This window comes from Pseudomonas sp. NPDC086251 (assembly GCF_044746405.1).
Taxonomy (GTDB): domain Bacteria; phylum Pseudomonadota; class Gammaproteobacteria; order Pseudomonadales; family Pseudomonadaceae; genus Aquipseudomonas.
The window spans coordinates 1-21,587 of record NZ_JBIVBY010000009.1; the positions used below are offsets into that span (position 1 = coordinate 1).

21 protein-coding genes and 1 pseudogene are annotated in these 21,587 nt (G+C 60.0%); 10 read left to right on the forward strand and 12 right to left on the reverse strand.

Annotated features, from left to right (window positions below):
* Positions 1 to 38: 38 nt before the first annotated feature.
* Positions 39 to 1,493, reverse strand: coding sequence for a tRNA uracil 4-sulfurtransferase ThiI (thiI, locus tag ACIPL2_RS12570; RefSeq protein WP_401356605.1), 1,455 nt, complete (start codon positions 1,491 to 1,493; stop codon positions 39 to 41).
* Positions 1,494 to 1,823: 330 nt separating this feature from the next.
* On the opposite strand from thiI, the gene glnA reads away from it, so the two are divergent.
* From glnA to ntrC, 5 genes are all read left to right on the forward strand, one after another.
* Positions 1,824 to 3,230 (forward strand): glutamate--ammonia ligase, encoded by a 1,407-nt coding sequence (glnA, locus tag ACIPL2_RS12575; protein WP_401356608.1) that lies wholly within the window; start codon positions 1,824 to 1,826, stop codon positions 3,228 to 3,230.
* A 275-nt stretch (positions 3,231 to 3,505) separates the two neighbouring features.
* Complete coding sequence (locus tag ACIPL2_RS12580) at positions 3,506 to 4,015, forward strand: DUF4124 domain-containing protein (RefSeq protein ID WP_401356611.1); 510 nt, start codon at positions 3,506 to 3,508, stop codon at positions 4,013 to 4,015.
* Positions 4,015 to 4,632, forward strand: a complete 618-nt coding sequence (locus ACIPL2_RS12585; RefSeq protein WP_401356614.1) for a DUF4124 domain-containing protein — start codon at positions 4,015 to 4,017, stop codon at positions 4,630 to 4,632. The genes ACIPL2_RS12580 and ACIPL2_RS12585 overlap by 1 nt, the downstream gene beginning before the upstream one ends.
* 231 nt (positions 4,633 to 4,863) lie before the next feature.
* Positions 4,864 to 5,949, forward strand: a complete 1,086-nt coding sequence (gene glnL, locus ACIPL2_RS12590; RefSeq protein WP_401356617.1) for a nitrogen regulation protein NR(II) — start codon at positions 4,864 to 4,866, stop codon at positions 5,947 to 5,949.
* Positions 5,946 to 7,382: a nitrogen regulation protein NR(I) gene (ntrC, locus tag ACIPL2_RS12595; protein WP_059406417.1), complete on the forward strand. Its 1,437-nt coding sequence runs from the start codon at positions 5,946 to 5,948 to the stop codon at positions 7,380 to 7,382. The genes glnL and ntrC overlap by 4 nt, the downstream gene beginning before the upstream one ends.
* 605 nt (positions 7,383 to 7,987) lie before the next feature.
* Here the strand turns inward: ntrC and ACIPL2_RS12600 are convergent.
* On the reverse strand, positions 7,988 to 8,428 hold the full coding sequence (locus ACIPL2_RS12600; protein WP_401356619.1) for a hypothetical protein: 441 nt from the start codon (positions 8,426 to 8,428) through the stop codon (positions 7,988 to 7,990).
* On the opposite strand from ACIPL2_RS12600, the gene trmL reads away from it, so the two are divergent.
* Entirely contained in the window at positions 8,427 to 8,882 is a 456-nt protein-coding gene (gene trmL / locus ACIPL2_RS12605) for a tRNA (uridine(34)/cytosine(34)/5-carboxymethylaminomethyluridine(34)-2'-O)-methyltransferase TrmL (RefSeq protein WP_401356622.1), read from the forward strand. The two genes, ACIPL2_RS12600 and trmL, sit on opposite strands and share 2 nt — an antisense overlap.
* A 131-nt stretch (positions 8,883 to 9,013) precedes the next feature.
* Here trmL and secB read toward each other — a convergent pair whose 3' ends face one another.
* From secB to ACIPL2_RS12620, 3 genes are read right to left on the reverse strand one after another with little or no spacing between them, the layout of a single operon-like run.
* Positions 9,014 to 9,505, reverse strand: a complete 492-nt coding sequence (secB, locus tag ACIPL2_RS12610; protein WP_059406415.1) for a protein-export chaperone SecB — start codon at positions 9,503 to 9,505, stop codon at positions 9,014 to 9,016.
* Between the two features lie 38 nt (positions 9,506 to 9,543).
* Positions 9,544 to 9,798 (reverse strand): glutaredoxin 3, encoded by a 255-nt coding sequence (gene grxC / locus ACIPL2_RS12615; protein WP_401356626.1) that lies wholly within the window; start codon positions 9,796 to 9,798, stop codon positions 9,544 to 9,546.
* A 1-nt stretch (position 9,799) separates the two neighbouring features.
* Positions 9,800 to 10,213 carry a rhodanese-like domain-containing protein gene (locus ACIPL2_RS12620; protein ID WP_401356629.1) on the reverse strand — a complete coding sequence of 138 codons (414 nt, stop codon included), beginning with the start codon at positions 10,211 to 10,213 and terminating at the stop codon, positions 9,800 to 9,802.
* Between the two features lie 153 nt (positions 10,214 to 10,366).
* On the opposite strand from ACIPL2_RS12620, the gene gpmI reads away from it, so the two are divergent.
* From gpmI to ACIPL2_RS12640, 4 genes and pseudogenes are all read left to right on the forward strand, one after another.
* Positions 10,367 to 11,896 carry a 2,3-bisphosphoglycerate-independent phosphoglycerate mutase gene (gene gpmI / locus ACIPL2_RS12625; protein ID WP_401356632.1) on the forward strand — a complete coding sequence of 510 codons (1,530 nt, stop codon included), beginning with the start codon at positions 10,367 to 10,369 and terminating at the stop codon, positions 11,894 to 11,896.
* Positions 11,897 to 12,136: 240 nt separating this feature from the next.
* Complete coding sequence (locus tag ACIPL2_RS12630; protein ID WP_059406412.1) at positions 12,137 to 13,435, forward strand: murein hydrolase activator EnvC; 1,299 nt, start codon at positions 12,137 to 12,139, stop codon at positions 13,433 to 13,435.
* A 31-nt stretch (positions 13,436 to 13,466) separates the two neighbouring features.
* A complete protein-coding gene (locus ACIPL2_RS12635) occupies positions 13,467 to 14,783 on the forward strand; it encodes a S41 family peptidase (RefSeq protein WP_401356636.1) in 1,317 nt (438 codons plus the stop codon).
* A gap of 1 nt (position 14,784) precedes the next feature.
* Positions 14,785 to 15,560 (forward strand): annotated as a pseudogene (locus ACIPL2_RS12640) (divergent polysaccharide deacetylase family protein).
* Positions 15,561 to 15,657: 97 nt separating this feature from the next.
* Here the strand turns inward: ACIPL2_RS12640 and ACIPL2_RS12645 are convergent.
* From ACIPL2_RS12645 to ACIPL2_RS12675, 7 genes are all read right to left on the reverse strand, one after another.
* Positions 15,658 to 16,413 (reverse strand): substrate-binding periplasmic protein, encoded by a 756-nt coding sequence (locus tag ACIPL2_RS12645; RefSeq protein WP_401356639.1) that lies wholly within the window; start codon positions 16,411 to 16,413, stop codon positions 15,658 to 15,660.
* A gap of 77 nt (positions 16,414 to 16,490) precedes the next feature.
* The gene (gene hisF / locus ACIPL2_RS12650) at positions 16,491 to 17,261 is read right to left on the reverse strand and encodes an imidazole glycerol phosphate synthase subunit HisF (protein ID WP_007897430.1); all 771 of its coding nucleotides are present in this window, start codon (positions 17,259 to 17,261) and stop codon (positions 16,491 to 16,493) included.
* A gap of 9 nt (positions 17,262 to 17,270) precedes the next feature.
* Positions 17,271 to 18,008, reverse strand: coding sequence for a 1-(5-phosphoribosyl)-5-[(5-phosphoribosylamino)methylideneamino]imidazole-4-carboxamide isomerase (hisA, locus tag ACIPL2_RS12655; RefSeq protein ID WP_010464588.1), 738 nt, complete (start codon positions 18,006 to 18,008; stop codon positions 17,271 to 17,273).
* A 42-nt stretch (positions 18,009 to 18,050) separates the two neighbouring features.
* Positions 18,051 to 18,308 carry a DUF2164 domain-containing protein gene (locus ACIPL2_RS12660; protein WP_046045558.1) on the reverse strand — a complete coding sequence of 86 codons (258 nt, stop codon included), beginning with the start codon at positions 18,306 to 18,308 and terminating at the stop codon, positions 18,051 to 18,053.
* A complete protein-coding gene (gene hisH, locus ACIPL2_RS12665; protein ID WP_310266503.1) occupies positions 18,309 to 18,947 on the reverse strand; it encodes an imidazole glycerol phosphate synthase subunit HisH in 639 nt (212 codons plus the stop codon).
* Positions 18,947 to 19,540, reverse strand: coding sequence for an imidazoleglycerol-phosphate dehydratase HisB (gene hisB / locus ACIPL2_RS12670; protein WP_003186751.1), 594 nt, complete (start codon positions 19,538 to 19,540; stop codon positions 18,947 to 18,949). The genes hisH and hisB overlap by 1 nt, the downstream gene beginning before the upstream one ends.
* A 245-nt stretch (positions 19,541 to 19,785) precedes the next feature.
* Complete coding sequence (locus tag ACIPL2_RS12675) at positions 19,786 to 21,450, reverse strand: OFA family MFS transporter (RefSeq protein ID WP_401356643.1); 1,665 nt, start codon at positions 21,448 to 21,450, stop codon at positions 19,786 to 19,788.
* Positions 21,451 to 21,587: the final 137 nt, after the last annotated feature.

Consider the following 21,587-nt stretch of genomic DNA (forward strand, 5'->3'; position numbering starts at 1 on the left):
GCCGGTGTCGCAGGCCACAGGCATACAGCCCCGGGCTCTTAGCTCGGTCGATAAACGCGCACATTGGCATGCCCCTCACTGAGCAAATGGTGGGCATGCAGGCGACTCATCACGCCTTTGTCGCAATACAGCAGGTACTGGCGAGTAGGGTCCAGTTCCTTGAAACGAGCGTTCAATGCATAAAACGGCATCGTCTGTACCTCAATGCCAGCAAGTTCCAGCGGCTCGTCTTCAGCGGCATCCGGGTGACGGATGTCGATGATGATCTGACCGGCCAGTGCTTCGCTGACTTCTTCGATCTGCACATCCTGGCCCAATTCGTCGATCACGCGATCGATCGGTACCAGTTTGGCGTTCTCAAGCGCACGCTCAAGGACTGCCATGTCGAACTGTTGTTCTTCGTACTCCACGCGTGGACGCTTGGCGTGGGTCTTGGGGTTCACCGAGATGACCCCGCAATATTCCGGCATGTGCTTGGCGAAATCGGCGGTACCGATTTCGTTGGCCAGGTCGATGATGTCCTGCTTGTGACTGGCGATCAGCGGACGCAAGACCAGCTTGTCGGTCACGCAGTCGATCACGGACAGGTTCGGCAGCGTCTGGCTCGACACCTGGGAAATCGCTTCGCCGGTCACCAGCGCATCGATCTCCAGCCGATCGGCAATACGAGAAGCAGCGCGCAACATCATACGCTTCAAAACTACGCCCATATGACTGTTATCGACTTTCCCGAGAATTTCTCCCAGTACTTCTTCGAAAGGCACACTGACAAATAACACGCGTTGGGAGCTGCCGTACTTCTTCCAGATGAAATGCGCGACTTCCATAACGCCCAGTTCATGGGCCCTTCCGCCCAGATTGAAGAAGCAGAAATGGCTCATAAGCCCGCGCCGCATGATCTGGTACGCGGCGACGGTGGAATCGAAGCCGCCGGACATCAGCACAAGCGTCTGTTCCAGGGCACCCAGCGGATAACCGCCGATGCTGTTGTGCTGGTTGTGGATCACGAACAACCGTTTGTCGCGAATCTCGATGCGAACTTCGATTTCCGGCTCTTTCAGCGAAATTCCGGCGGCGCCGCACTGACGACGCAGTTGGCTGCCGACGTATTTCTCGACGTCCATCGAGCTGAATTCGTGCTTGCCTGCACGCTTGCAGCGCACCGAAAAAATCTTCCCGGCCAACGCATCACCGAAGTGCTGCTTGCACTTGGCGACGATGTCATCGAAGTCGCCCAGCGGGTATTCGTCGACCTGCAGGAAATGCGCGATGCCCGGCATGCAGCTCAGGCGCTCGGTCATCTCCTTCAGGGCTTTGGGCTCGCTGACGCGGGTTTCCAGCTCGAGATTGTCCCACACGCCGTTCACCACCACAGCCGGGTCCAGGTCGCGGAGCACGGTGCGGATGTTCTTGGCCAACTGACGGATGAAACGCATCCGTACCGGGCGGCTCTTGATGGTGATCTCGGGGAAGACTTTTACGATTAGTTTCATGAAAACAGCGCGCGCTGGGCCAGCCGAAAAAGGGGGGCGCGGATTATAGCGGAAATTGCTCAAGGTTTAACCAGTTAATGTGCAGAAGGTTTTGCGCGCACCAAAACAGGTCATTTGTCGATTTTAGCGCCACATTGTAGGGCAAGATTTTCTGCTTTAAGACACTTTGCGCCTTTATAAGCGTGAATTTGGGGCAAAAAACCCATGGTGGGGCACTGGCATGCAATTTGCTCCCTTGTGAGGCAGGTTGCCTTGGCAGAGTATTCGCGCCGGCATCACCCACATTCTAAGGGCATCCACTACTAAGCCCGAAGCCACCCGGAGGACACTATGTCGAAGTCGGTTCAACTCATCAAAGATCATGACGTCAAGTGGATTGATCTGCGCTTCACGGACACCAAAGGCACTCAGCACCACGTGACCATGCCGGCTCGCGACGCGCTGGATGAAGCTTTCTTTGAAGAAGGCAAAATGTTCGACGGTTCCTCCATTGCTGGCTGGAAAGGCATCGAAGCCTCCGACATGATCCTGATGCCGGACGACAGCACCGCTGTTCTCGACCCGTTCACCGAAGAGCCGACCCTGATCCTGGTCTGCGACGTGATCGAGCCTTCGACCATGCAAGGCTACGACCGTGACCCACGTGCGATCGCCAAGCGCGCCGAGGAATACCTGAAGTCGACCGGTATCGGCGACACCGTATTTGTTGGTCCAGAGCCTGAGTTCTTCATCTTCGACGAAGTGAAGTTCAAGTCCGACATCTCAGGTTCCATGTTCAAGATCTACTCCGAACAAGGTTCGTGGATGTCCGACCAGGACGTGGAAGGCGGCAACAAAGGCCACCGTCCAGGCGTCAAAGGCGGCTACTTCCCGGTTCCGCCGTTCGACCACGACCACGAAATCCGTACCTCCATGTGCAACGCCATGGAAGAAATGGGCCTGGTCATCGAAGTTCACCACCACGAAGTGGCAACCGCTGGCCAGAACGAAATCGGCGTGAAGTTCAACACCCTGGTAGCCAAGGCTGACGAAGTTCAAACCCTGAAGTACTGCGTACACAACGTTGCCGACGCCTACGGCCGCACCGCGACCTTCATGCCTAAGCCGCTGTACGGCGACAATGGTTCGGGTATGCACGTTCACCTGTCCATCGCCAAAGATGGCAAGAACACCTTCGCTGGCGAAGGTTATGCCGGCCTGTCCGACACCGCCCTGTACTTCATCGGCGGCATCATCAAGCACGGTAAGGCCCTGAACGCCTACACCAACCCGACCACCAACTCCGACAAGCGTCTGGTCCCAGGTTTCGAAGCTCCGGTCATGCTGGCCTACTCGGCACGTAACCGTTCCGCTTCGATCCGTATTCCTTACGTGTCCAGCCCTCGCGCTCGCCGTATCGAAGCCCGCTTCCCGGATCCAGCAGCCAACCCGTACCTGGGCTTCGCTGCCCTGTTGATGGCTGGCCTGGACGGCATCCAGAACAAGATCCACCCTGGCGATGCCGCTGACAAAAACCTGTACGACCTGCCGCCTGAAGAGGCGAAAGAGATCCCACAAGTTTGCGGCAGCCTGAAAGAAGCCCTGGAAGAACTGGACAAAGGTCGCGCGTTCCTGACCAAGGGCGGCGTGTTCTCCGATGACTTCATCGACGCTTACATCGCTCTGAAAAGCGAAGAAGAAATCAAGGTCCGCACCTTCGTACACCCACTGGAATACGAGCTGTACTACAGCTGCTGATCCGGTAGCGCCGGCTGCACGCGGCGTGACAAAAAAGAGGCTTCCTTCGGGAAGCCTTTTTTGTGCGCGCCATTCAACGGCAAATGATATCCCTGTAGGAGCACGGCTTGCCGGCGAAGGCGATCTCACGGCCGCCTTCGCCGGCAAGCCGTGCTCCTACAGGGAATTCGGCGCCAGGGAGCTTTCAGCAAATCATGCCCAAATGTTAATGACTTGGGCCAACCCTCGTCCCTGACCTATGCTGCAAGCCAATGCTTTGGTTTCCGGTCGATTTTATGGGTCGTGGTTTTCTATTGATGTTGCTGCTGATCGCCCTGCCCGGCGCAGCGCAGATCTACAAGTACACCGACGCCGACGGCAACACTGCCTACAGCAATCAGCCGCCCGATGGCGTCAAGGCGCAGCCGGTGGATTTGCCGCCGCTCAACAGTATCGAACCCCAGCCACCTTCCGCCCCACCGGCTGAAGCCAATAACAGCGAACAACCCGGCAGCGCCTACGAGGTGCTGGAACTGACCGGTTTGCCCACCACCGAAGCCCTGCGCGCCAACAACGGCACCTTCACCGTCAACGTGCTGATCAAACCGCGCCTGCAAGGCCCGCATCTGTTCCGTTTGTTGCTGGACGATCAACCGTACGGTCAGCCCAGCAACGTGCCGATCCTGCAACTGGTCAACATCGATCGAGGCTTGCACAGCCTCGCCGTGCAGGTGATCGATGGGGAAAACATCGTGCAGCAGAGTCCCTCCGTGACTTTCACCGTCCAGCGGGTGCATAAACCTTGATGCGCTGGCTGTTTGGCGCACTCCTGTCGTTGACGGCCCTTGCCGCATCGGCGGAGGTTTACACCTACGTCGATGCCCAGGGCAATCGGGTCTACACCGACCAGCCGGGCTCCGGCAACGCCAAACGGGTGCCGGTGGCGCCGAGCAATCGCATGGCCGCCCACCCCACGGGCGCGGCACCAACCGCGAAGAAAACCGAAGCCATACCGCTCTTCCACTACGACATGCTCCGCGTACTGGTGCCGGAGCCAGACGCGACTGTGCGCAGCAGTGCCGGCGAGCTGATTGTCAGCGTCACCAGCGAACCGGGCCTGCAACGGGGTCATCGTTACCGCTTGCTGCTCGACGGCGAGCCTACGGCAGAGCCCGGCCCCAGCCCGGTATTTGCCTTGAGCAACATCGATCGCGGCAGCCATCACCTGTCCGTGGAGATCCTCGACGAACACGGCCGCACCGTCGAACGCACCGCCAATCAACCCTTCCACATGCTGCGCATCTCCCTCGCGCAGAAACGCCAGGTCAAACCCTGCACGCTCGACGACTACGGCCAACGGCCGGAATGTCCGATCAAAGACAAACCTCCCGAAGAAAAAAACCCCTTCCTGCGTTTCTTCTAACCTCGTTCAGGTTTGCGCACTATATTGGTGCAATAGGTTGCACCGTACCCATTTCCCAACCCATTTTGGTTCGAAAATACCCGCGAACGCTGGCAGAGCGCCACTCAAACGAGCGTCAAACGCCCGTTTCAGGCCTTTGACGCTTCTTTTCGGAGCCTTGGTTTGGTTTTTGCATTTTCCTCGTATCGGCGCGTTATTCACGCGCATGCCCTGCTCCAAAAGAGGTCCTTAATGACCATCAGTGACGCACTGCATCGTCTGTTACTCGACAACCTGACCACCGCCACCATTCTGCTCAACGCCGACCTGCGCCTTGAGTACATGAACCCGGCGGCGGAGATGCTCCTGGCCATCAGCGGCCAGCGCAGCCACGGGCAGTTCATCAGCGAGTTGTTCACCGAATCCACCGAAGCGCTGAACTCCCTGCGCCAGGCGGTCGAGCAGGCACACCCGTTCACCAAGCGCGAAGCGATGCTCACCGCCCTCACCGGCCAGACCCTGACCGTCGACTATGCGGTGACGCCAATCCTCGCCAGCGGCGCCACCCTGCTGTTGCTGGAAGTCCACCCGCGTGACCGCTTGCTGCGGATCACCAAGGAAGAAGCGCAGCTGTCGAAGCAGGAAACCAGCAAGATGCTGGTGCGCGGTCTCGCTCATGAAATAAAGAATCCGCTCGGCGGCATTCGTGGCGCGGCGCAATTGCTCGCCCGCGAGCTGCCGGAAGAAAGCCTGCGCGATTACACCAACGTGATCATTGAAGAAGCCGACCGCCTGCGCAATCTGGTCGATCGCATGCTCGGCTCCAACAAGCTGCCGTCGCTGGCCATGTGCAACGTCCATGAAGTGCTGGAACGCGTCTGTCATCTGGTCGAGGCCGAGAGCCAAGGCTGCATCACGTTGGTGCGCGACTACGACCCAAGCATTCCCGACGTATTGATCGACCGTGAACAAATGATTCAGGCCGTGCTGAACATCGTGCGCAACGCGATGCAGGCCATCAGCAGCCAGAACGAGCTGCGCCTGGGCCGCATCAGCCTGCGCACCCGCGCCATGCGCCAGTTCACCATCGGCCACGTACGCCATCGCCTGGTGACCAAGATCGAAATCATCGACAACGGTCCCGGCATTCCTGCGGATTTGCAGGAAACCATCTTCTTTCCGATGGTCAGCGGCCGCCCGGACGGTACCGGGCTGGGCCTGGCCATTACCCAGAACATCATCAGCCAGCACCAGGGCTTGATTGAGTGTGACAGCCACCCAGGCCACACCACTTTCTCGATCTTTCTGCCACTGGAACAAGGAGCCACATCGACATGAGCCGTAGTGAAACCGTGTGGATCGTCGATGACGACCGTTCTATCCGTTGGGTCCTGGAAAAAGCCTTGCAGCAAGAAGGCATGACCACGCAAAGCTTCGACAGCGCCGATGGCGTGATGAGCCGCCTGGCGCGCCAGCAGCCGGACGTGATCATCTCCGACATCCGCATGCCCGGCGCCAGCGGCCTGGACCTTCTGGCGCGGATTCGCGAGCAACACCCACGGCTGCCAGTGATCATCATGACCGCGCACTCCGATCTGGACAGCGCTGTCGCGTCCTATCAGGGCGGCGCCTTCGAATACCTGCCCAAGCCATTCGACGTCGACGAAGCGGTGTCGCTGGTCAAGCGCGCCAACCAGCACGCCCAGGAACAGCAAGGCCTGGAAGTGCCGGTTGCCCTGACCCGCACCCCGGAAATCATCGGCGAAGCGCCGGCGATGCAGGAAGTGTTTCGCGCCATCGGGCGCTTGAGCCACTCCAACATCACCGTGCTGATCAACGGCGAATCCGGAACCGGCAAAGAGCTGGTGGCCCACGCCCTGCACCGCCACAGCCCACGGGCGGCCTCGCCGTTCATCGCGCTGAACATGGCGGCGATCCCCAAAGACCTGATGGAATCCGAACTGTTCGGCCATGAGAAAGGCGCGTTCACCGGCGCGGCCAACCTGCGTCGCGGGCGTTTCGAGCAGGCTGACGGCGGTACGCTGTTCCTCGATGAAATCGGCGACATGCCGGCGGATACCCAGACCCGTTTGTTGCGCGTGCTGGCCGATGGCGAGTTCTACCGAGTCGGCGGTCATACGCCGGTGAAGGTCGATGTGCGCATCATCGCCGCGACGCACCAGAATCTGGAAACCCTGGTGCACGCCGGGAAATTCCGTGAAGACTTGTTCCATCGCCTCAACGTGATCCGCATTCACATCCCACGCCTGTCGGACCGTCGCGAAGACATCCCGACCCTGGCCAAGCACTTCCTCAGCCGCGCCGCGCAAGAACTGGCGGTGGAGCCGAAGCTGCTGAAAAGCGAGACCGAGGAATACCTGAAGAACCTGCCGTGGGGCGGCAACGTGCGTCAGCTGGAGAACACTTGCCGCTGGATCACGGTGATGGCTTCCGGTCGCGAAGTGCACATCAGTGACCTGCCGCCGGAGCTGCTGAACCTGCCGCAGGATTCGGCACCGGTGACCAACTGGGAGCAAGCGCTGCGCCAGTGGGCTGATCAGGCGCTGGCTCGCGGCCAGTCGAGCCTGCTCGACAGCGCCGTGCCGGCCTTCGAGCGGATCATGATCGAAACCGCCCTCAAACACACCGCCGGCCGCCGCCGCGATGCCGCCGTGCTGCTGGGCTGGGGACGTAACACCCTGACGCGCAAGATCAAGGAATTGGGGATGAAGGTTGATGGCGGGGATGATGATGAGGGGGATGAGGGCTAAACAGCCTTTCGTTATTCGCTGATCTCTAGATCCATTCGCGGGCAAGCCTCGCTCCTACAGGTCTTGCGCCAATGTTGAAATGGCGCAAATCCTGTAGGAGCGAGGCTTGCCCGCGAAGGGGCCGGCACATCCAACATAGATATCGACTGACCCACCGCCTTCGCGAGCAAGCCCGCTCCCACATTTCGTCCTGCGTGCACCGCCGCAATGCACCGTGAACCGCAATCGCGCACGGCAATTGTTCTGAAACCCCACCTGCTTTCGCAATCGAACCCTGATCGAAAAAACACGAAAGCCCCGAATGACGGGGCTTTCAGCACTGTTCAGCGAATTTCTATTACGACTTGTTAAAACCTGGCACGCGCCCTGCAATAGTCCATTCAGTGATTCAGTTCACTACCCAGTTTCGGGGACCTTGGTACAGGCAGGCCGGGGATTCCCCTCTTTACACCGGGCTCACACCGCACTTGCGACGAGCCCACCCCGTTTTGGGGTCCCTGGTACAGGCAGGCCGGGGATTCCTTCTTTACACCAGGCTCTCGACGCCATGCGCGAGCCCTCCCGTTTTGGGAACCTTGGTACAGGCAGGCCGGGGATTCCCTCTTTTATTGCTCTCGGAGATGGATCTCCAGCCGCCAGCGGTCATCGACCTCGCTACCGGCCCACTCGCCCTGCAGTGGCCGGGCCGCCACCACCGTCAGCAACAATCCCCCATCACTCAAACGCACGCGCCAGTTCACGTTCTTGTCGTTGAGCTTGAGCTGACCGTTCTGTGCCTTCCCTTCTGCCTCGAACAACAGCGCGAGGCTGCCGTCGACGAACTCGCCGTGGGTCTTGGGTTCGTTGTTGAACCACACCACCAGGCCATCGTTCGTCACCTCGACCTGCTGCAATTCGCTGGGGTCGGGCGTGGTCAGGCGACCGATCATCAGCCCCACCATCACCCCGACAATCGCCAGCGAAGCCATCACTCGCGGGAATAGTTTCGAACGGTTGTCCACGGGCGGCGTAGAATGCCGCTCATCTTTACCTTCGGAGCCGTGCATGTTTCACGTCATCCTTTTCCAACCAGAAATTCCGCCGAATACCGGCAACGTTATCAGGCTGTGCGCCAACAGTGGCTGCCACCTGCATTTGATCGAACCGCTGGGCTTCGAGATGGACGACAAGCGCCTGCGCCGGGCCGGCCTCGACTACCACGAGTATGCCACCCTGCAGCGTCACGCGGACCTCGCCAGTTGCCTGGAGAGCCTCGGTCATCCACGGCTATTCGCCTTCACCACCAAGGGCTCGCGGCCGTTTCACGACGCCAGTTTCGCCGAGGGCGATGCGTTCCTGTTCGGCCCGGAAAGCCGTGGCTTGCCAGCAGAAATACTCGACGCCCTGCCCGCTGAACAGCGCCTGCGCTTGCCGATGCGTGAAGGTTGCCGCAGCCTGAACCTGTCGAACACCGTGGCCGTTGCCGTCTACGAAGGCTGGCGCCAGCTCGATTTTAAATAACACCACATAACAAATGTGGGAGCGGGCTTGCTCGCGAAGGGGCCATAACATTCAACATCATCGTTGACTGTTACACCGCTTTCGCGAGCAAGCCCGCTCCCACATTGGACTTGCTTCGACGCTCAGACCGCTTACTGAACGGTCGGAGTCTCGCCAGCCGCCTGCATGCGTTGCAGTTCTTGTGCGTACAGCGCGTCGAAGTTCACCGGTGCCAGCATCAGGGCCGGGAACGAACCGCGGGTCACCAGGCTGTCCAGGGTTTCGCGAGCGTACGGGAACAGGATGTTCGGGCAGAACGCGCCGAGGGTGTGGCTCATCGAAGCGTCGTCGAGGTTCTTGATCAGGAAGATCCCGGCCTGTTGCACTTCAGCGATGAAGGCCACTTCGCCGTTTTCACCGTTTTTCACGGTCACGGACAATGTCAGTACGACTTCATGGAAGTCATTTTCCAGAGCCTTTTGACGGGTATTCAGATCCAGACCGACGCTCGGCTCCCACTGCTGGCGGAAGATCGCCGGGCTTTTCGGGGCTTCGAAGGACAAGTCACGTACGTAGATGCGCTGCAAGGAGAATTGCGGTGCGGTTTCTTCTTCGCTAGCGGCAGTGTTCTGTTGGTCAGTCATCTCAGATCCTTTCTGATCTTGGGGTCTTATAGGGAAATTCAGGCCTTGAGCATCGCGTCGAGCTTACCGGCGCGCTCAAGGGCAAACAAATCATCACAACCGCCCACGTGGGTGCTGCCGATCCAGATCTGTGGCACGGACGTGCGTCCGGCCTTCTGAGCCATGGCGGCACGCACCTGCGGCTTGCCATCGACCTTGATCTCTTCGAAGGCCACGCCTTTGTTCTCGAGCAGGAACTTGGCTCGCGAGCAGTAAGGGCAGTAATCGCTGGAATAGACGACGACGTTGCTCATATCACTTCACCAGCGGCAGATTGTCGCCCTTCCAGCTGGAGATCCCGCCGGAAAGCTTGGCGGCGATGAAGCCGGACTTCATCAGTTCGCGGGCGTGAGTGCCGGCGGTCTGACCCATGGCGTCGACCAGGATGATGGTCTTGGCCTTGTGTTTTTCCAGTTCGCCAACGCGAGCGGCGAGCTTGTCGTGAGGAATGTTCAACGCGCCAACGATGTGGCCGGCGGCGAAATCCTTGGTCGAACGAATGTCGATCACCACACCTGCGTCCTTGTTGACCAGGCCGGTCAGTTCACCGGTGCTCAGGCTGCGGCCGCCGCCTTGCATCTGATAAGCGATCAGCAACGCCAGCAGTACGACGAAGATACCGACGAGCAGATAGTGGTTAGTGGCAAATTCAATCAGGTGAGCAACCATCGAAGGAGGTTCCAGGGCGTTAAAATGTCGGCCAGTATACACAGCCACTATGGTGGGCCAAACCCCGTCCGGCGGTGACGCGGTCGGAACTTCGCTTTAAACTGCCACTCCCTTTTCCATCGCCCTCTTTTAATTCAGCCACGAGCGGAATCCATGACTACCACGCCTAAACCTTTGGTCCTGATTATTCTCGACGGCTTCGGTCACAGTGAGAGCCCTGAGTCCAACGCCGTGTTTGCGGCCAAGAAGCCCGTACTGGACCGCTTGTGGGCCACCGTGCCGAACGGCCTGATCTCGGGCAGCGGCATGGACGTCGGCCTGCCGGATGGCCAGATGGGCAACTCCGAAGTCGGCCACATGAACCTCGGCGCCGGCCGCGTGGTGTATCAAGACTTCACCCGCGTGACCAAATCGATCCGTGACGGTGAGTTTTTCGAGAACCCGACCATCTGCGCAGCGGTGGATAAAGCCGTGGCCGCCGGTAAAGCCGTGCACTTCATGGGCCTGCTGTCCGATGGCGGCGTTCACAGCCACCAGGACCACTTGGTCGCCATGGCTGAACTGGCCTACAAGCGCGGCGCCGAAAAAATCTACCTGCACGCCTTCCTCGACGGCCGCGACACACCGCCAAAGAGCGCCCAGTCGTCCATCGAACTGCTCGACGCGGCCTTCCAGGCCCTGGGCAAAGGCCGGATCGCCAGCATTATCGGTCGTTACTTCGCCATGGACCGTGACAACCGTTGGGATCGCGTGGCCCAGGCTTACAACCTGATTGTCGATGGCAACGGCGAATTCAACGCCGCCACCGCCCAGGAAGGCCTGCAAGCGGCGTACGAACGTGGCGAGAGCGACGAATTCGTCAAAGCCACCTCCATCGGTGAGCCGGTGAAGGTCGAAGACGGCGACGCCGTGGTGTTCATGAACTTCCGTGCTGACCGCGCCCGTGAACTGACCCGCGTGTTCGTCGAAGACGGCTTCAAGGAATTCGAGCGTGCGCGCCAGCCAAAACTGGCGGGCTTCGTCATGCTGACCCAATACGCCGCCAGCATTCCCGCGCCATCGGCCTTCGCCGCCGGCAGCCTGGACAACGTGCTGGGCGACTACCTGGCGAAAAACGGCAAGACCCAGCTGCGCATTGCCGAAACCGAGAAATATGCGCACGTGACCTTCTTCTTCTCCGGCGGCCGCGAAGAGCCGTTCCCGGGCGAAGAACGCATCCTGATCCCGTCGCCAAAAGTCGCCACCTATGACTTGCAGCCGGAAATGAGCGCACCGGAAGTCACCGACCGCATCGTCGACGCTATCGATAACCAGCGTTACGACGTGATCGTGGTCAACTACGCCAACGGCGACATGGTCGGTCACAGCGGCGTGTTCGACGCGGCCGTCAAAGCTGTTGAATGCCTGGACCTGTGCGTCGGCCGCATCGTCGACGCCCTGGAAAAAGTCGGCGGCGAAGCCCTGATCACGGCCGACCACGGCAACGTCGAGCAGATGTCCGACGAATCCACCGGCCAGGCACACACCGCGCACACCACCGAGCCGGTGCCATTCATCTACGTCGGCAAGCGCGACTTCAAGGTTCGCGACGGCGGCGTGCTGGCGGATGTGGCGCCGACGATGCTGATGTTGATGGGCCTTGAAAAACCGGCCGAGATGACCGGGACGTCGATACTGGTGTAATCAAAACTTCAATCGCCGCAAAACCCTGTGGGAGCGGGCTTGCTCGCGAAAGCGGTGTCTCAGACGACTGTGATGTCGACTGACCCACCGCTTTCGCGAGCAAGCCCGCTCCCACATTGGTTTTGCGGTGTTTGCACCGCCGAACCCGGGCCAGTCATCACACAGCCCCAATTGGGCGTTTTTTTTGCAGCGCATGGCGGGCATACTAGGGCGTCCCTTTCCCTGGTGTCGCCCGCCTCTATGCTTCGCGTCCTGATAGCCCTTGCTCTGACTTGCCTGCTCCAACCGGCCTTTGCCGACGAGCGTGCGCAAACCCAACAACAGTTGGACGCCACGCGTCAGGACATTGCCGAGCTGAAAAAACTGCTGGGCAAGCTCCAGGAAGAAAAATCCGGCGTGCAGAAGGACCTCAAAGGCACTGAAACCGAGATGGGCAAGCTCGAGAAGCAGGTCGAAGCCCTGCAAAAAGAGCTGAAAAAAAGCGAATCCGAGCTGCAGCGACTCGATGGTGAGAAAAAAAAACTCCAGAGCGCGCGCATTGAACAGCAACGACTGATCGCCATCCAGGCCCGCGCGGCCTATCAGAATGGCCGTCAGGAGTACTTGAAGCTGCTGCTCAACCAGCAGAACCCGGAAAAATTCGCCCGCACCCTCACCTATTACGACTACCTGAGCCAGGCGCGCCTGGAACAGCTGAAGAATTTCAACGAAACCCTGCGCCAACTGGCCAATGTCGAAAAAGACATCGCCATGCAGCAAGCGCAGTTGCTGGTGCAGAAGAGCAGCCTCGACAGCCAGCGCGACGAACTCGACAAAGTCCGCCAGGAACGCCAGCAAGTCCTGGCCAAGCTCAACGACGACGTAAAGGCTCGCGACCAGAAGCTGGCCAGCCGCGAGCAGGATCAGGCAGACCTGTCTAAAGTCCTTAAAACCATTGAAGAAACCCTGGCCCGCCAGGCTCGTGAGGCAGAAGAAGCGCGACAAAAAGCGCTGATTGCCCAGCAGGAAGCCGAAAAAAAGCGTTTACGTGAGGCCCAGGCTGCAGCAGATGCTGAGACCACTGACGCCCCACGCAAACCCGTTAAATCGACACCCGGCGCCTTGGTATCAAGTTCAGGTGAGACCTTCGGCGGCCCCTTTGCTTCAAGCCGGGGAAAACTTCCATGGCCAGTTGATGGTCGACTGCTGGCACGCTTTGGCGAATCCCGTGGCGACGACGCCCGCACCAAGTGGGACGGCGTAATGATCAGCGCCTCCGCCGGCAGCCAGGTGCATGCCGTGCATGGTGGTCGCGTGGTGTTCGCCGACTGGTTGCGCGGTGCCGGACTGCTGGTGATTCTCGACCACGGCAACGGTTTTTTGAGTCTTTATGGTCACAACCAGACGCTGCTCAAGTCTGCGGGTGACGTGGTAAAAGCCGGTGAGTCCATCTCCACTGTCGGTAGCAGTGGCGGGCAGGACACACCAGCGCTGTATTTCGCTATTCGTCAGCAGGGTCACCCGAGTGATCCGGCGCAATGGTGTCGTGCGCAAGGATAAGTACGCCATCTACTTCAGGAGTCCGTTCGACATGCTGCACTTGTCCCGCCTTACCTCGCTGGCCTTGACGATCGCCCTGGTGATCGGCGCGCCTCTGGCGTTCGCCGCTCAACCTGCGCCGGCAATCGCGCCTGCGGGCACTGCTGCAACCACCAAGGCGCCATTGCCGCTGGAAGAGTTGCGCACCTTTGCCGAGGTCATGGATCGGATCAAAGCCGCTTATGTCGACCCGATAGACGACAAGACGCTGCTGGAAAACGCGATCAAGGGCATGCTCAGCAACCTTGACCCGCACTCCGCTTACCTGGGCCCGGAAGATTTCGCTGAGTTGCAGGAAAGCACCAGCGGCGAATTCGGCGGCCTGGGCATCGAAGTCGGCGCCGAAGACGGTTTCATCAAGGTGGTTTCGCCGATCGATGACACCCCGGCCTCCAAGGCGGGCATTCAGGCGGGCGATTTCATCGTCAAGATCAACGGCCAGCCGACCCGTGGCCAGAGCATGACCGAAGCCGTGGACAAGATGCGCGGCAAGATCGGCCAGAAAATCACCCTGACCCTGGTGCGCGACGGCGGAACGCCGTTCGACGTGACCCTGGCCCGCGCCATCATTCAAGTGAAGAGCGTGAAGAGCCAGCTGCTGGAGTCCGGCTACGGCTACATCCGTATCACGCAGTTCCAGGTCAAGACCGGCGAAGAGGTCTCCAAGGCCCTGGCCAAGCTGCGCAAGGACAACGGCAAGAAACTCAACGGCATCATCCTCGACCTGCGCAACAACCCGGGCGGCGTGCTGCAAGCCGCGGTGGAAGTGGTCGACCACTTCATCACCAAAGGCCTGATCGTCTACACCAAGGGCCGCATCGCCAACTCCGAACTGCGTTTCTCGGCCACCGGCAAAGACGAAAGCGAAGCCGTGCCGATGGTTGCGTTGATCAACGGCGGCAGCGCCTCGGCCTCGGAAATTGTCGCCGGCGCCTTGCAGGATCAGAAACGCGCGGTGGTCATGGGCACCACCAGCTTCGGCAAAGGCTCGGTACAAACCGTGCTGCCGCTGAACAACGACCGCGCACTGAAGATCACCACGGCGTTGTACTACACGCCGAACGGCCGCTCGATCCAGGCACAGGGTATTGTCCCGGACATCGAAGTGCGCAAAGCGAAGATCACCAGCGAGCAGGACGGCGAGTACTTCAAGGAAGCCGATCTGCAAGGTCACCTCGGCAATGGCAACGGCGGCGCCGACAAACCGACCTCCAGCAGCAAAGCCAAGGCAATGCCGCAGGATGATGATTACCAGTTGGCCCAGGCCCTGAGCCTGCTCAAAGGGCTGAGCATCACCTCCGGCCGCTGAGGTGCGCCTGCGGCTCATCTTCGGCCTGTTGTGCTGTCTGGCGGGTGTTGCTCACGCAGCGCCCGTCGCACCGGCGCCGCAAAAGGTCTATCTCAGCCTGATCATCGACGACCTGGGGCAGAACCTGCCCCGGGATCGCCGCGTGCTGGCCCTGCCCGGCCCGGTGACCACGGCGATCATGCCCGACACACCCCACGCCACCGAATTTGCCCGCGAAGCCCATCGCGCCGGCAAGATCGTCATCCTGCACATGCCCATGGACCGGCCACCGGCCCGTTTGCCTGGCACCCCGACTTGCCCATCGCCGAACTTGAGCAACGCCTCAACGCAGCGTTCAAGGTTGTGCCGTACACCGCGGGCATCAACAACCACATGGGCAGCCGCATGACCGCTCAATCGGCCGCCATGGCCTGGTTGATGGCGGACTTGCAGCGCCGGCACAAATTCTTCGTCGACAGCCGCACCAGCGCGCAAACCGTTGGCGCTGCCGAGGCGCAGAAGATTGGGTTGGCGAGTGTTTCGCGGGATGTGTTTCTAGACGATGAACCCACAGAAGCGGCGATTTTTACGCAACTACAGACGGCGATCAGCCTGGCGCGCAAGCAGGGTTCCGCGGTGATGATCGGGCATCCGTATCCGCAGACATTGGCGGTGCTGGAGCGTGAGTTGCCGAAGCTGAAAGCTCAGGGCATCGACTGGATTGATATCAAGCAGATGATCAGCGTGCGCGGCAATCGGGCGACGGCGGCACATGGGAAGGGTGGTGTTTACCGCTAAAGATCGCAGCCTCGTTGCACTCGACAGCTCCTACACTGGATCGCATCCACCTGTAGGAGCTGTCGAGTGAAACGAGGCTGCGATCTTTTGATCCACCCTACAAATAACGCGCCATGATCTCGTCGACCATGCCTTCCTTGCGCAGCTGATCCAGCGCTGCCTGGAGCTTGGCGACCACCTCGTCCGGTACATCCTTGTTCAACGCCAGGTACAGCTCGGCGCTGTTGAAGCGCAGTACCGTTTTCAGGCCGTTAACGCCCTCTTGCCGCGCCAGGTAGCGCCCCGCCGGATCGCCCGTGGCCCACAAATCAATCTGCCCGCTGACCAGCTTTTTCGCGTTGTCCTGATCGCGCAGCACCACAATCGGCTTCAAGCCTTGCTTGGCCAGTGTCTCGGCAATCGCATCACCCTTGTAGGCGCCGATTTTGTATTTGCGCGCCTGCTCCAGCGACTCCAGGCTGATCTTGCTGTCAGCCTTGGCCAGCATGATCCAGTCGTCCGGACCAATAGGGCCGACCCACTTGAAGAGCTTTTCGCGATCCGGCAGCCGCGCCATCACGAACACGCCGTAGCCGGGTTTTTCCAGGGCGATCTTGTAGATGCGTTCCCAGGGGAAACGCAGGGTCAGGCTGTAGGTGACGTTGGCGCGCTTGAACATCTCGCGGACGATGTCCACGGCGATGCCATTGATGTTCTCGTCCTGAGCGAAGTTCTTGCCATTCTTCGCCATGTTGTACGGGGGGAAATTTTCAGTCAGCAACACCAGGTCGGTGTCGGGACTTTCTTCGGCGCGGGCCCCACTGATGAGCAATAGAGAAGCGCTGGCGAGGACAAGAAGAAGGCGTTTAAGCATGTCTGGCTACCGAAATCCATGGCGTACCCAAGAGTGCCTTGAGCCCGCCATGATGTCCACTGGCCTGTACCGTTTGTTTAGCGCATCACGATGCCGCGATGGGCCATGTAGGCCTTGGCTTCCTGCACGGTGTATTCGCCGAAGTGGAAAATACTCGCCGCCAGTACCGCACTGGCGTGACCTTCGAGAATGCCGTCTGCCAAGTGCTGCAAGTTGCCGACGCCGCCAGAGGCGATCACCGGAATGCCCAGCGCGTCACTGATGGCGCGGGTGACGCCCAGGTCGAAGCCATTTTTCATGCCGTCCTGGTCCATGCTGGTCAAGAGGATTTCACCGGCGCCCAGGCCTTCCATCTTCTTCGCCCATTCAACAGCGTCGAGACCGGTCGGTTTGCGCCCACCGTGGGTGAAGATTTCCCAGCGCGGAGTTTCGCCCGGACCGGACACCTTCTTCGCATCGATGGCAACGACGATGCATTGCGAGCCGAAATGCTGCGCCGCTTCGCCAACGAATTCCGGATTGAATACCGCAGCGGTATTGATCGAGACTTTGTCCGCGCCGGCATTCAGCAAGTTGCGAATGTCCTGCACGGTGCGCACGCCACCGCCCACGGTCAGCGGGATGAACACCTGGCTGGCCATGCGCTCGACCGTGTGCAGCGTGGTGTCGCGACCATCGACGCTGGCGGTGATGTCGAGAAAGGTAATCTCGTCGGCACCCTGCTCGTCGTAACGACGGGCGATTTCCACCGGGTCGCCGGCATCGCGGATGTTTTCGAACTTGACGCCCTTGACCACCCGGCCGTTATCCACGTCCAGGCAAGGGATGATGCGTTTGGCCAGCGCCATGGTCAGTCCTCAGCCTTTGTACGAATCGCAGAAAGCTTGCGCTTCAGCGACATCGAGGGTGCCTTCGTAGATCGCCCGGCCGGTGATTGCGCCGATGATGCCTGGCGCCTTGGCGTCGAGCAGCGACTTGATGTCACCGAGGTTGTGAATGCCACCGGAAGCGATCACCGGAATGCGCGTGGCAGCGGCCAGCGCAGCCGTGAACGGAACGTTGCAGCCCTGCATCATGCCGTCTTTGGCGATGTCGGTATAAACGATCGCGGACACGCCGTCAGCTTCGAATTGCTTGGCCAGGTCGATCACCTGAATGGTGCTGATTTCAGCCCAGCCATCGGTGGCGACGAAACCGTCCTTGGCGTCGAGACCGACGATTACCTTGCCCGGAAACGCGCGGCAAGCTTCAGCAACGAACGCCGGATCCTTCACGGCTTTGGTGCCGATGATCACGTAGCTCACGCCCGCTTTGACGTAGTGCTCGATGGTTTCCAGGGAGCGGATGCCGCCACCGATCTGGATCGGCAGGTTCGGGTAGCGCTTGGCAATCGCGGTGACCACTTCGCCGTTGACCGGCTGGCCTTCGAACGCGCCGTTCAGGTCGACCAGATGCAGGCGACGGCAACCGCCCTCCACCCACTTGGCAGCCATGCTCACCGGGTCATCGGAGAACACCGTGGAATCTTCCATGCGGCCCTGGCGCAGACGAACACAGGCACCGTCTTTGAGATCGATAGCGGGAATAATCAGCATCTGGCAAACCTTCAAATTCGATTGTTCAGCTTCGCTCGAAAATCAGTTTTTCTCGAGCGCCCACAGGTCGCTTTCGATACTTTCGAACCTTTCTTTAAGGTGCGTCTGCACATCGAAAATCGCCCTGTTGTAATAGTGCGGCGCAATTTCACGGGTAAACAGCTCAAGGATTTCAGCCGCTTCGAACGAACCCAGGTCCAGTTCGAAGCGATCCTCCATGAAGCGTTTGATCTTGTGATTGGCCTCGTTCTCCTGTTCGGGAGTGAGGGTCAGGATCGGTGGCTTCTTCTTGGCGGCCATTTACCAGCGACCATCCCACGCGGCGAAGTTCTGCAGCAATTGCAGGCCATGGGTATGGCTCTTCTCCGGATGGAACTGCACGGCGAAACGCGAGCCATCGGCCAGCGCGGCGGCGAAATCGACACCGTAGTGACCGCCACCCACTACCTGCCGCGCGTTGCCGGCAGCGATGTAGTAGCTGTGCACGAAGTAGAAACGCGCCAGGTCCGGAATGTTGTGCCACAGCGGGTGCGTGACCGTCTGCTTCACCTCGTTCCAGCCCATGTGCGGGACTTTCAGGTGCTCGCCGTCTTCATGCAGGTCTTTGCCGAAGAACTTCACCGCGCCCGGGAACAGGCCGATGCAGTCGACGCCGTCGTTCTCTTCACTGCTGTCGAGCAAGGCTTGCATGCCGACGCAGATACCAAGGAACGGCCGGTCCTGGCTGACTTCACGTACCAGCGAATCGAAACCGAGGCGACGGATCTCCGCCATGCAATCGCGAATCGCGCCGACGCCGGGGAAAACCACCCGGTCGGCTTCGCGAATCACGTCGGCATCGCTGGTGATCAGGACCTTGCCGGCACCGACGTGCTCGAGGGCCTTGGCCACCGAGTGCAGGTTGCCCATGCCGTAATCGATAACCGCGACCGTCTGCATTACAGAACGCCTTTGGTCGACGGCATCTGACCGGCCATGCGGTCATCCAGCTCTACCGCCATGCGCAATGCACGGCCGAATGCCTTGAACACGGTCTCGATCTGGTGGTGGGTGTTGTGCCCACGCAGATTGTCGATGTGCAGGGTGACGTTGGCGTGGTTGACGAAGCCCTGGAAGAATTCCTGGAACAGGTCAACGTCGAAACCGCCGACGGTGGCGCGGGTGTAGGGAACGTGCATCTGCAGGCCAGGACGGCCGGAGAAGTCGATCACCACGCGCGACAGCGCTTCATCGAGCGGCACGTAGGCGTGGCCGTAGCGACGGATGCCTTTCTTGTCGCCGATGGCTTTGGTGAATGCCTGACCCAGGGTGATACCGACGTCTTCCACCGTGTGGTGGTCGTCGATATGTAGGTCGCCTTTACTGACGATATCCAGGTCGATCAGCCCGTGACGGGCGATCTGGTCGAGCATGTGCTCAAGAAAAGGAACACCGATATCAAATCGGGCCTTTCCGGTGCCATCCAGGTTGATCGAGGCTTTGATCTGGGTTTCCAGAGTGTCGCGCTCGACAGACGCCTTACGTTCGGCCATCACCAGCTCCGCAAAATCATTGGGCGAAAAAGGCAACCATTATAGGGGCGCGGGCCGGAAACAGAAACACGAGAGGTGATATGACTGACGGACTGAATTCGACGACGTCGGGGTTGTACCTGTAATGACATGTAGGAGCGAGGCTTGCCCGCGAAGGCGGTGTACCTGAAACACCGGGTCATCGTTCTTCGCGAGCAAGCTTCGCTCCTACGGAGAGTGCGCCCGACGGATCGGGCGCGAGTTCATCAGTGGAAAAGAACCGCAGTCTTCTGCAGGGTCACCCAAACGCCCCACGCCAACGGAATCCCCACCACCAGCCACGCAGCAATCGCCAACGGACGCGTGCCCGGCGCCGCTTTCCACTCCAGCGAAGTGCTGGCATCAGCACCCTTGTCATGGCCCAGCGCCTGTTCGGCGGCCAGTTCGGCGTCGGTCATGAAGTACTTGTCCGCCACCGGACGCACCAGCAGGTTGCAGATGAAACCCAGCACCAGCAGGCCCGACAGGATGTACAGCGTGATGTCATACGCCGCGGCGCGTTCAACGCCGATGCTCAGCTGATACTCACGCAGGTAGTTCACCAACACTGGCCCCAACACGCCCGCCGCCGCCCACGCCGTCAGCAGACGACCATGGATCGCACCGACCATTTGCGTCCCGAACAGGTCCGCCAGGTAAGCCGGAACCGTCGCAAAACCACCGCCGTACATCGACAGGATGATGCAGAACGCTGCCACGAACAGCGCAACGTTGCCCAGATGACCGAGGTTCGGGATCAGCGCGTACAGGGCAAAACCCAACGCGAAGAACACGAAATAGGTATTTTTGCGACCCAGGTAATCCGAGAACGAAGCCCAGAAGAAGCGACCACCGATGTTGAACAGGCTCAACAAACCGGTGAAACCGGCAGCAATTGCTGCGATCGACGCGAGTTGCCCTGCATCCAGCTGGCCGAACGCCTGGTCGGTGCCCAGCAATTTACCGCCGAAGACTTCCTGCAACAGCGGCGAAGCCATGCCGAGAATACCGATACCGGCCGAAACGTTCAGGCACAGCACCAGCCACACCAGACGAAATTGCGGGGTTTTCCACGCCACGTTCACGTGAACGTGGCGGTGGGTGATCATCGCGTTCGAGGCTTTTTTCGCCGGGGCGGTCCAGCCTTCAGGCTTCCAGCCGGTTGGCGGAACGCGGTAGGACAACGCGCCGCCGATCATGAACACGAAATAGATCGCGGCCATCACCAGGAAGCTCTGCCATACGCCGACGCTGTCTGGCGAAGCGAAGTGGCCCATCAGGGCAGCGGCCAGTGGAGCACCGACCATCGCGCCACCGCCGAAGCCCATGATCGCCATGCCCGTGGCCATGCCGCGCTTGTCCGGGAACCACTTGATCAGGGTCGACACCGGCGAGATGTAACCCAGCCCTAGGCCGATACCGCCAATGACCCCGGAGCCGATCCACATCAGCCAGATCTGGTGGGTATAGACCCCCAGCGCCGAAATCAGCAGGCCGCCGCACCAGCACAAGGCCGAAACAACGCCAGCCTTGCGTGGCCCGGCGTGTTCCAGCCAGCCACCCCAGATCGCGGCCGAGCAGCCGAGGAAGATGAAGAACAGGGTGTAGATCCAGCCGAGCATCGAGATCGGCCAGTCGCATTGCGACGAGAAAACCTGTGAAATGAAGCTCATGTCCGGCGCGCAGGTCACGGCCTTGGTCACGCCCAAGGCTTTGGACAGCGGCAACCAGAATACCGAAAAGCCGTAGGCCATGCCGATGCAGAGGTGGATGGCCAGCGCGGCCGGTGGCACCAGCCAACGGTTGAAGCCGGGCTTGGCGATGATGCGCTCCTTGGACAGGAACGCGGGCTGATCGGCTTTGAGGCCGTCCGCCGTGATGCTTGTGGTCATTGTGAATCCCCCAATTATTAGTATGGTTCGCCAGCCACTCCTCACCCTCAGCCTTTATGCGCACGCATGACCGTTTTTTTCAGGCTGAAGCTCCGCTTGGTGCGACACCACGTCGCAGAAGGACGGACGAACTGGCA

Coding starts and splice junctions, on each gene's coding strand:
- ACIPL2_RS12620 (WP_401356629.1), bottom strand. CDS start 10,213: ATGGTTGCTCACCTGATTGAATTTGCCACTAACCACTATCTGCTCGTC.
- trmL (WP_401356622.1), top strand. CDS start 8,427: ATGTTTCACGTCATCCTTTTCCAACCAGAAATTCCGCCGAATACCGGC.
- secB (WP_059406415.1), bottom strand. CDS start 9,505: ATGACTGACCAACAGAACACTGCCGCTAGCGAAGAAGAAACCGCACCG.
- hisB (WP_003186751.1), bottom strand. CDS start 19,540: ATGGCCGAACGTAAGGCGTCTGTCGAGCGCGACACTCTGGAAACCCAG.
- ACIPL2_RS12630 (WP_059406412.1), top strand. CDS start 12,137: ATGCTTCGCGTCCTGATAGCCCTTGCTCTGACTTGCCTGCTCCAACCG.
- glnL (WP_401356617.1), top strand. CDS start 4,864: ATGACCATCAGTGACGCACTGCATCGTCTGTTACTCGACAACCTGACC.
- hisA (WP_010464588.1), bottom strand. CDS start 18,008: ATGCTGATTATTCCCGCTATCGATCTCAAAGACGGTGCCTGTGTTCGT.
- ACIPL2_RS12585 (WP_401356614.1), top strand. CDS start 4,015: ATGCGCTGGCTGTTTGGCGCACTCCTGTCGTTGACGGCCCTTGCCGCA.
- ACIPL2_RS12675 (WP_401356643.1), bottom strand. CDS start 21,450: ATGACCACAAGCATCACGGCGGACGGCCTCAAAGCCGATCAGCCCGCG.
- ACIPL2_RS12660 (WP_046045558.1), bottom strand. CDS start 18,308: ATGGCCGCCAAGAAGAAGCCACCGATCCTGACCCTCACTCCCGAACAG.
- hisH (WP_310266503.1), bottom strand. CDS start 18,947: ATGCAGACGGTCGCGGTTATCGATTACGGCATGGGCAACCTGCACTCG.
- ACIPL2_RS12635 (WP_401356636.1), top strand. CDS start 13,467: ATGCTGCACTTGTCCCGCCTTACCTCGCTGGCCTTGACGATCGCCCTG.
- ACIPL2_RS12580 (WP_401356611.1), top strand. CDS start 3,506: ATGGGTCGTGGTTTTCTATTGATGTTGCTGCTGATCGCCCTGCCCGGC.
- ACIPL2_RS12645 (WP_401356639.1), bottom strand. CDS start 16,413: ATGCTTAAACGCCTTCTTCTTGTCCTCGCCAGCGCTTCTCTATTGCTC.
- gpmI (WP_401356632.1), top strand. CDS start 10,367: ATGACTACCACGCCTAAACCTTTGGTCCTGATTATTCTCGACGGCTTC.
- hisF (WP_007897430.1), bottom strand. CDS start 17,261: ATGGCGCTGGCCAAACGCATCATCCCTTGCCTGGACGTGGATAACGGC.
- grxC (WP_401356626.1), bottom strand. CDS start 9,798: ATGAGCAACGTCGTCGTCTATTCCAGCGATTACTGCCCTTACTGCTCG.
- glnA (WP_401356608.1), top strand. CDS start 1,824: ATGTCGAAGTCGGTTCAACTCATCAAAGATCATGACGTCAAGTGGATT.
- thiI (WP_401356605.1), bottom strand. CDS start 1,493: ATGAAACTAATCGTAAAAGTCTTCCCCGAGATCACCATCAAGAGCCGC.
- ntrC (WP_059406417.1), top strand. CDS start 5,946: ATGAGCCGTAGTGAAACCGTGTGGATCGTCGATGACGACCGTTCTATC.
- ACIPL2_RS12600 (WP_401356619.1), bottom strand. CDS start 8,428: ATGCACGGCTCCGAAGGTAAAGATGAGCGGCATTCTACGCCGCCCGTG.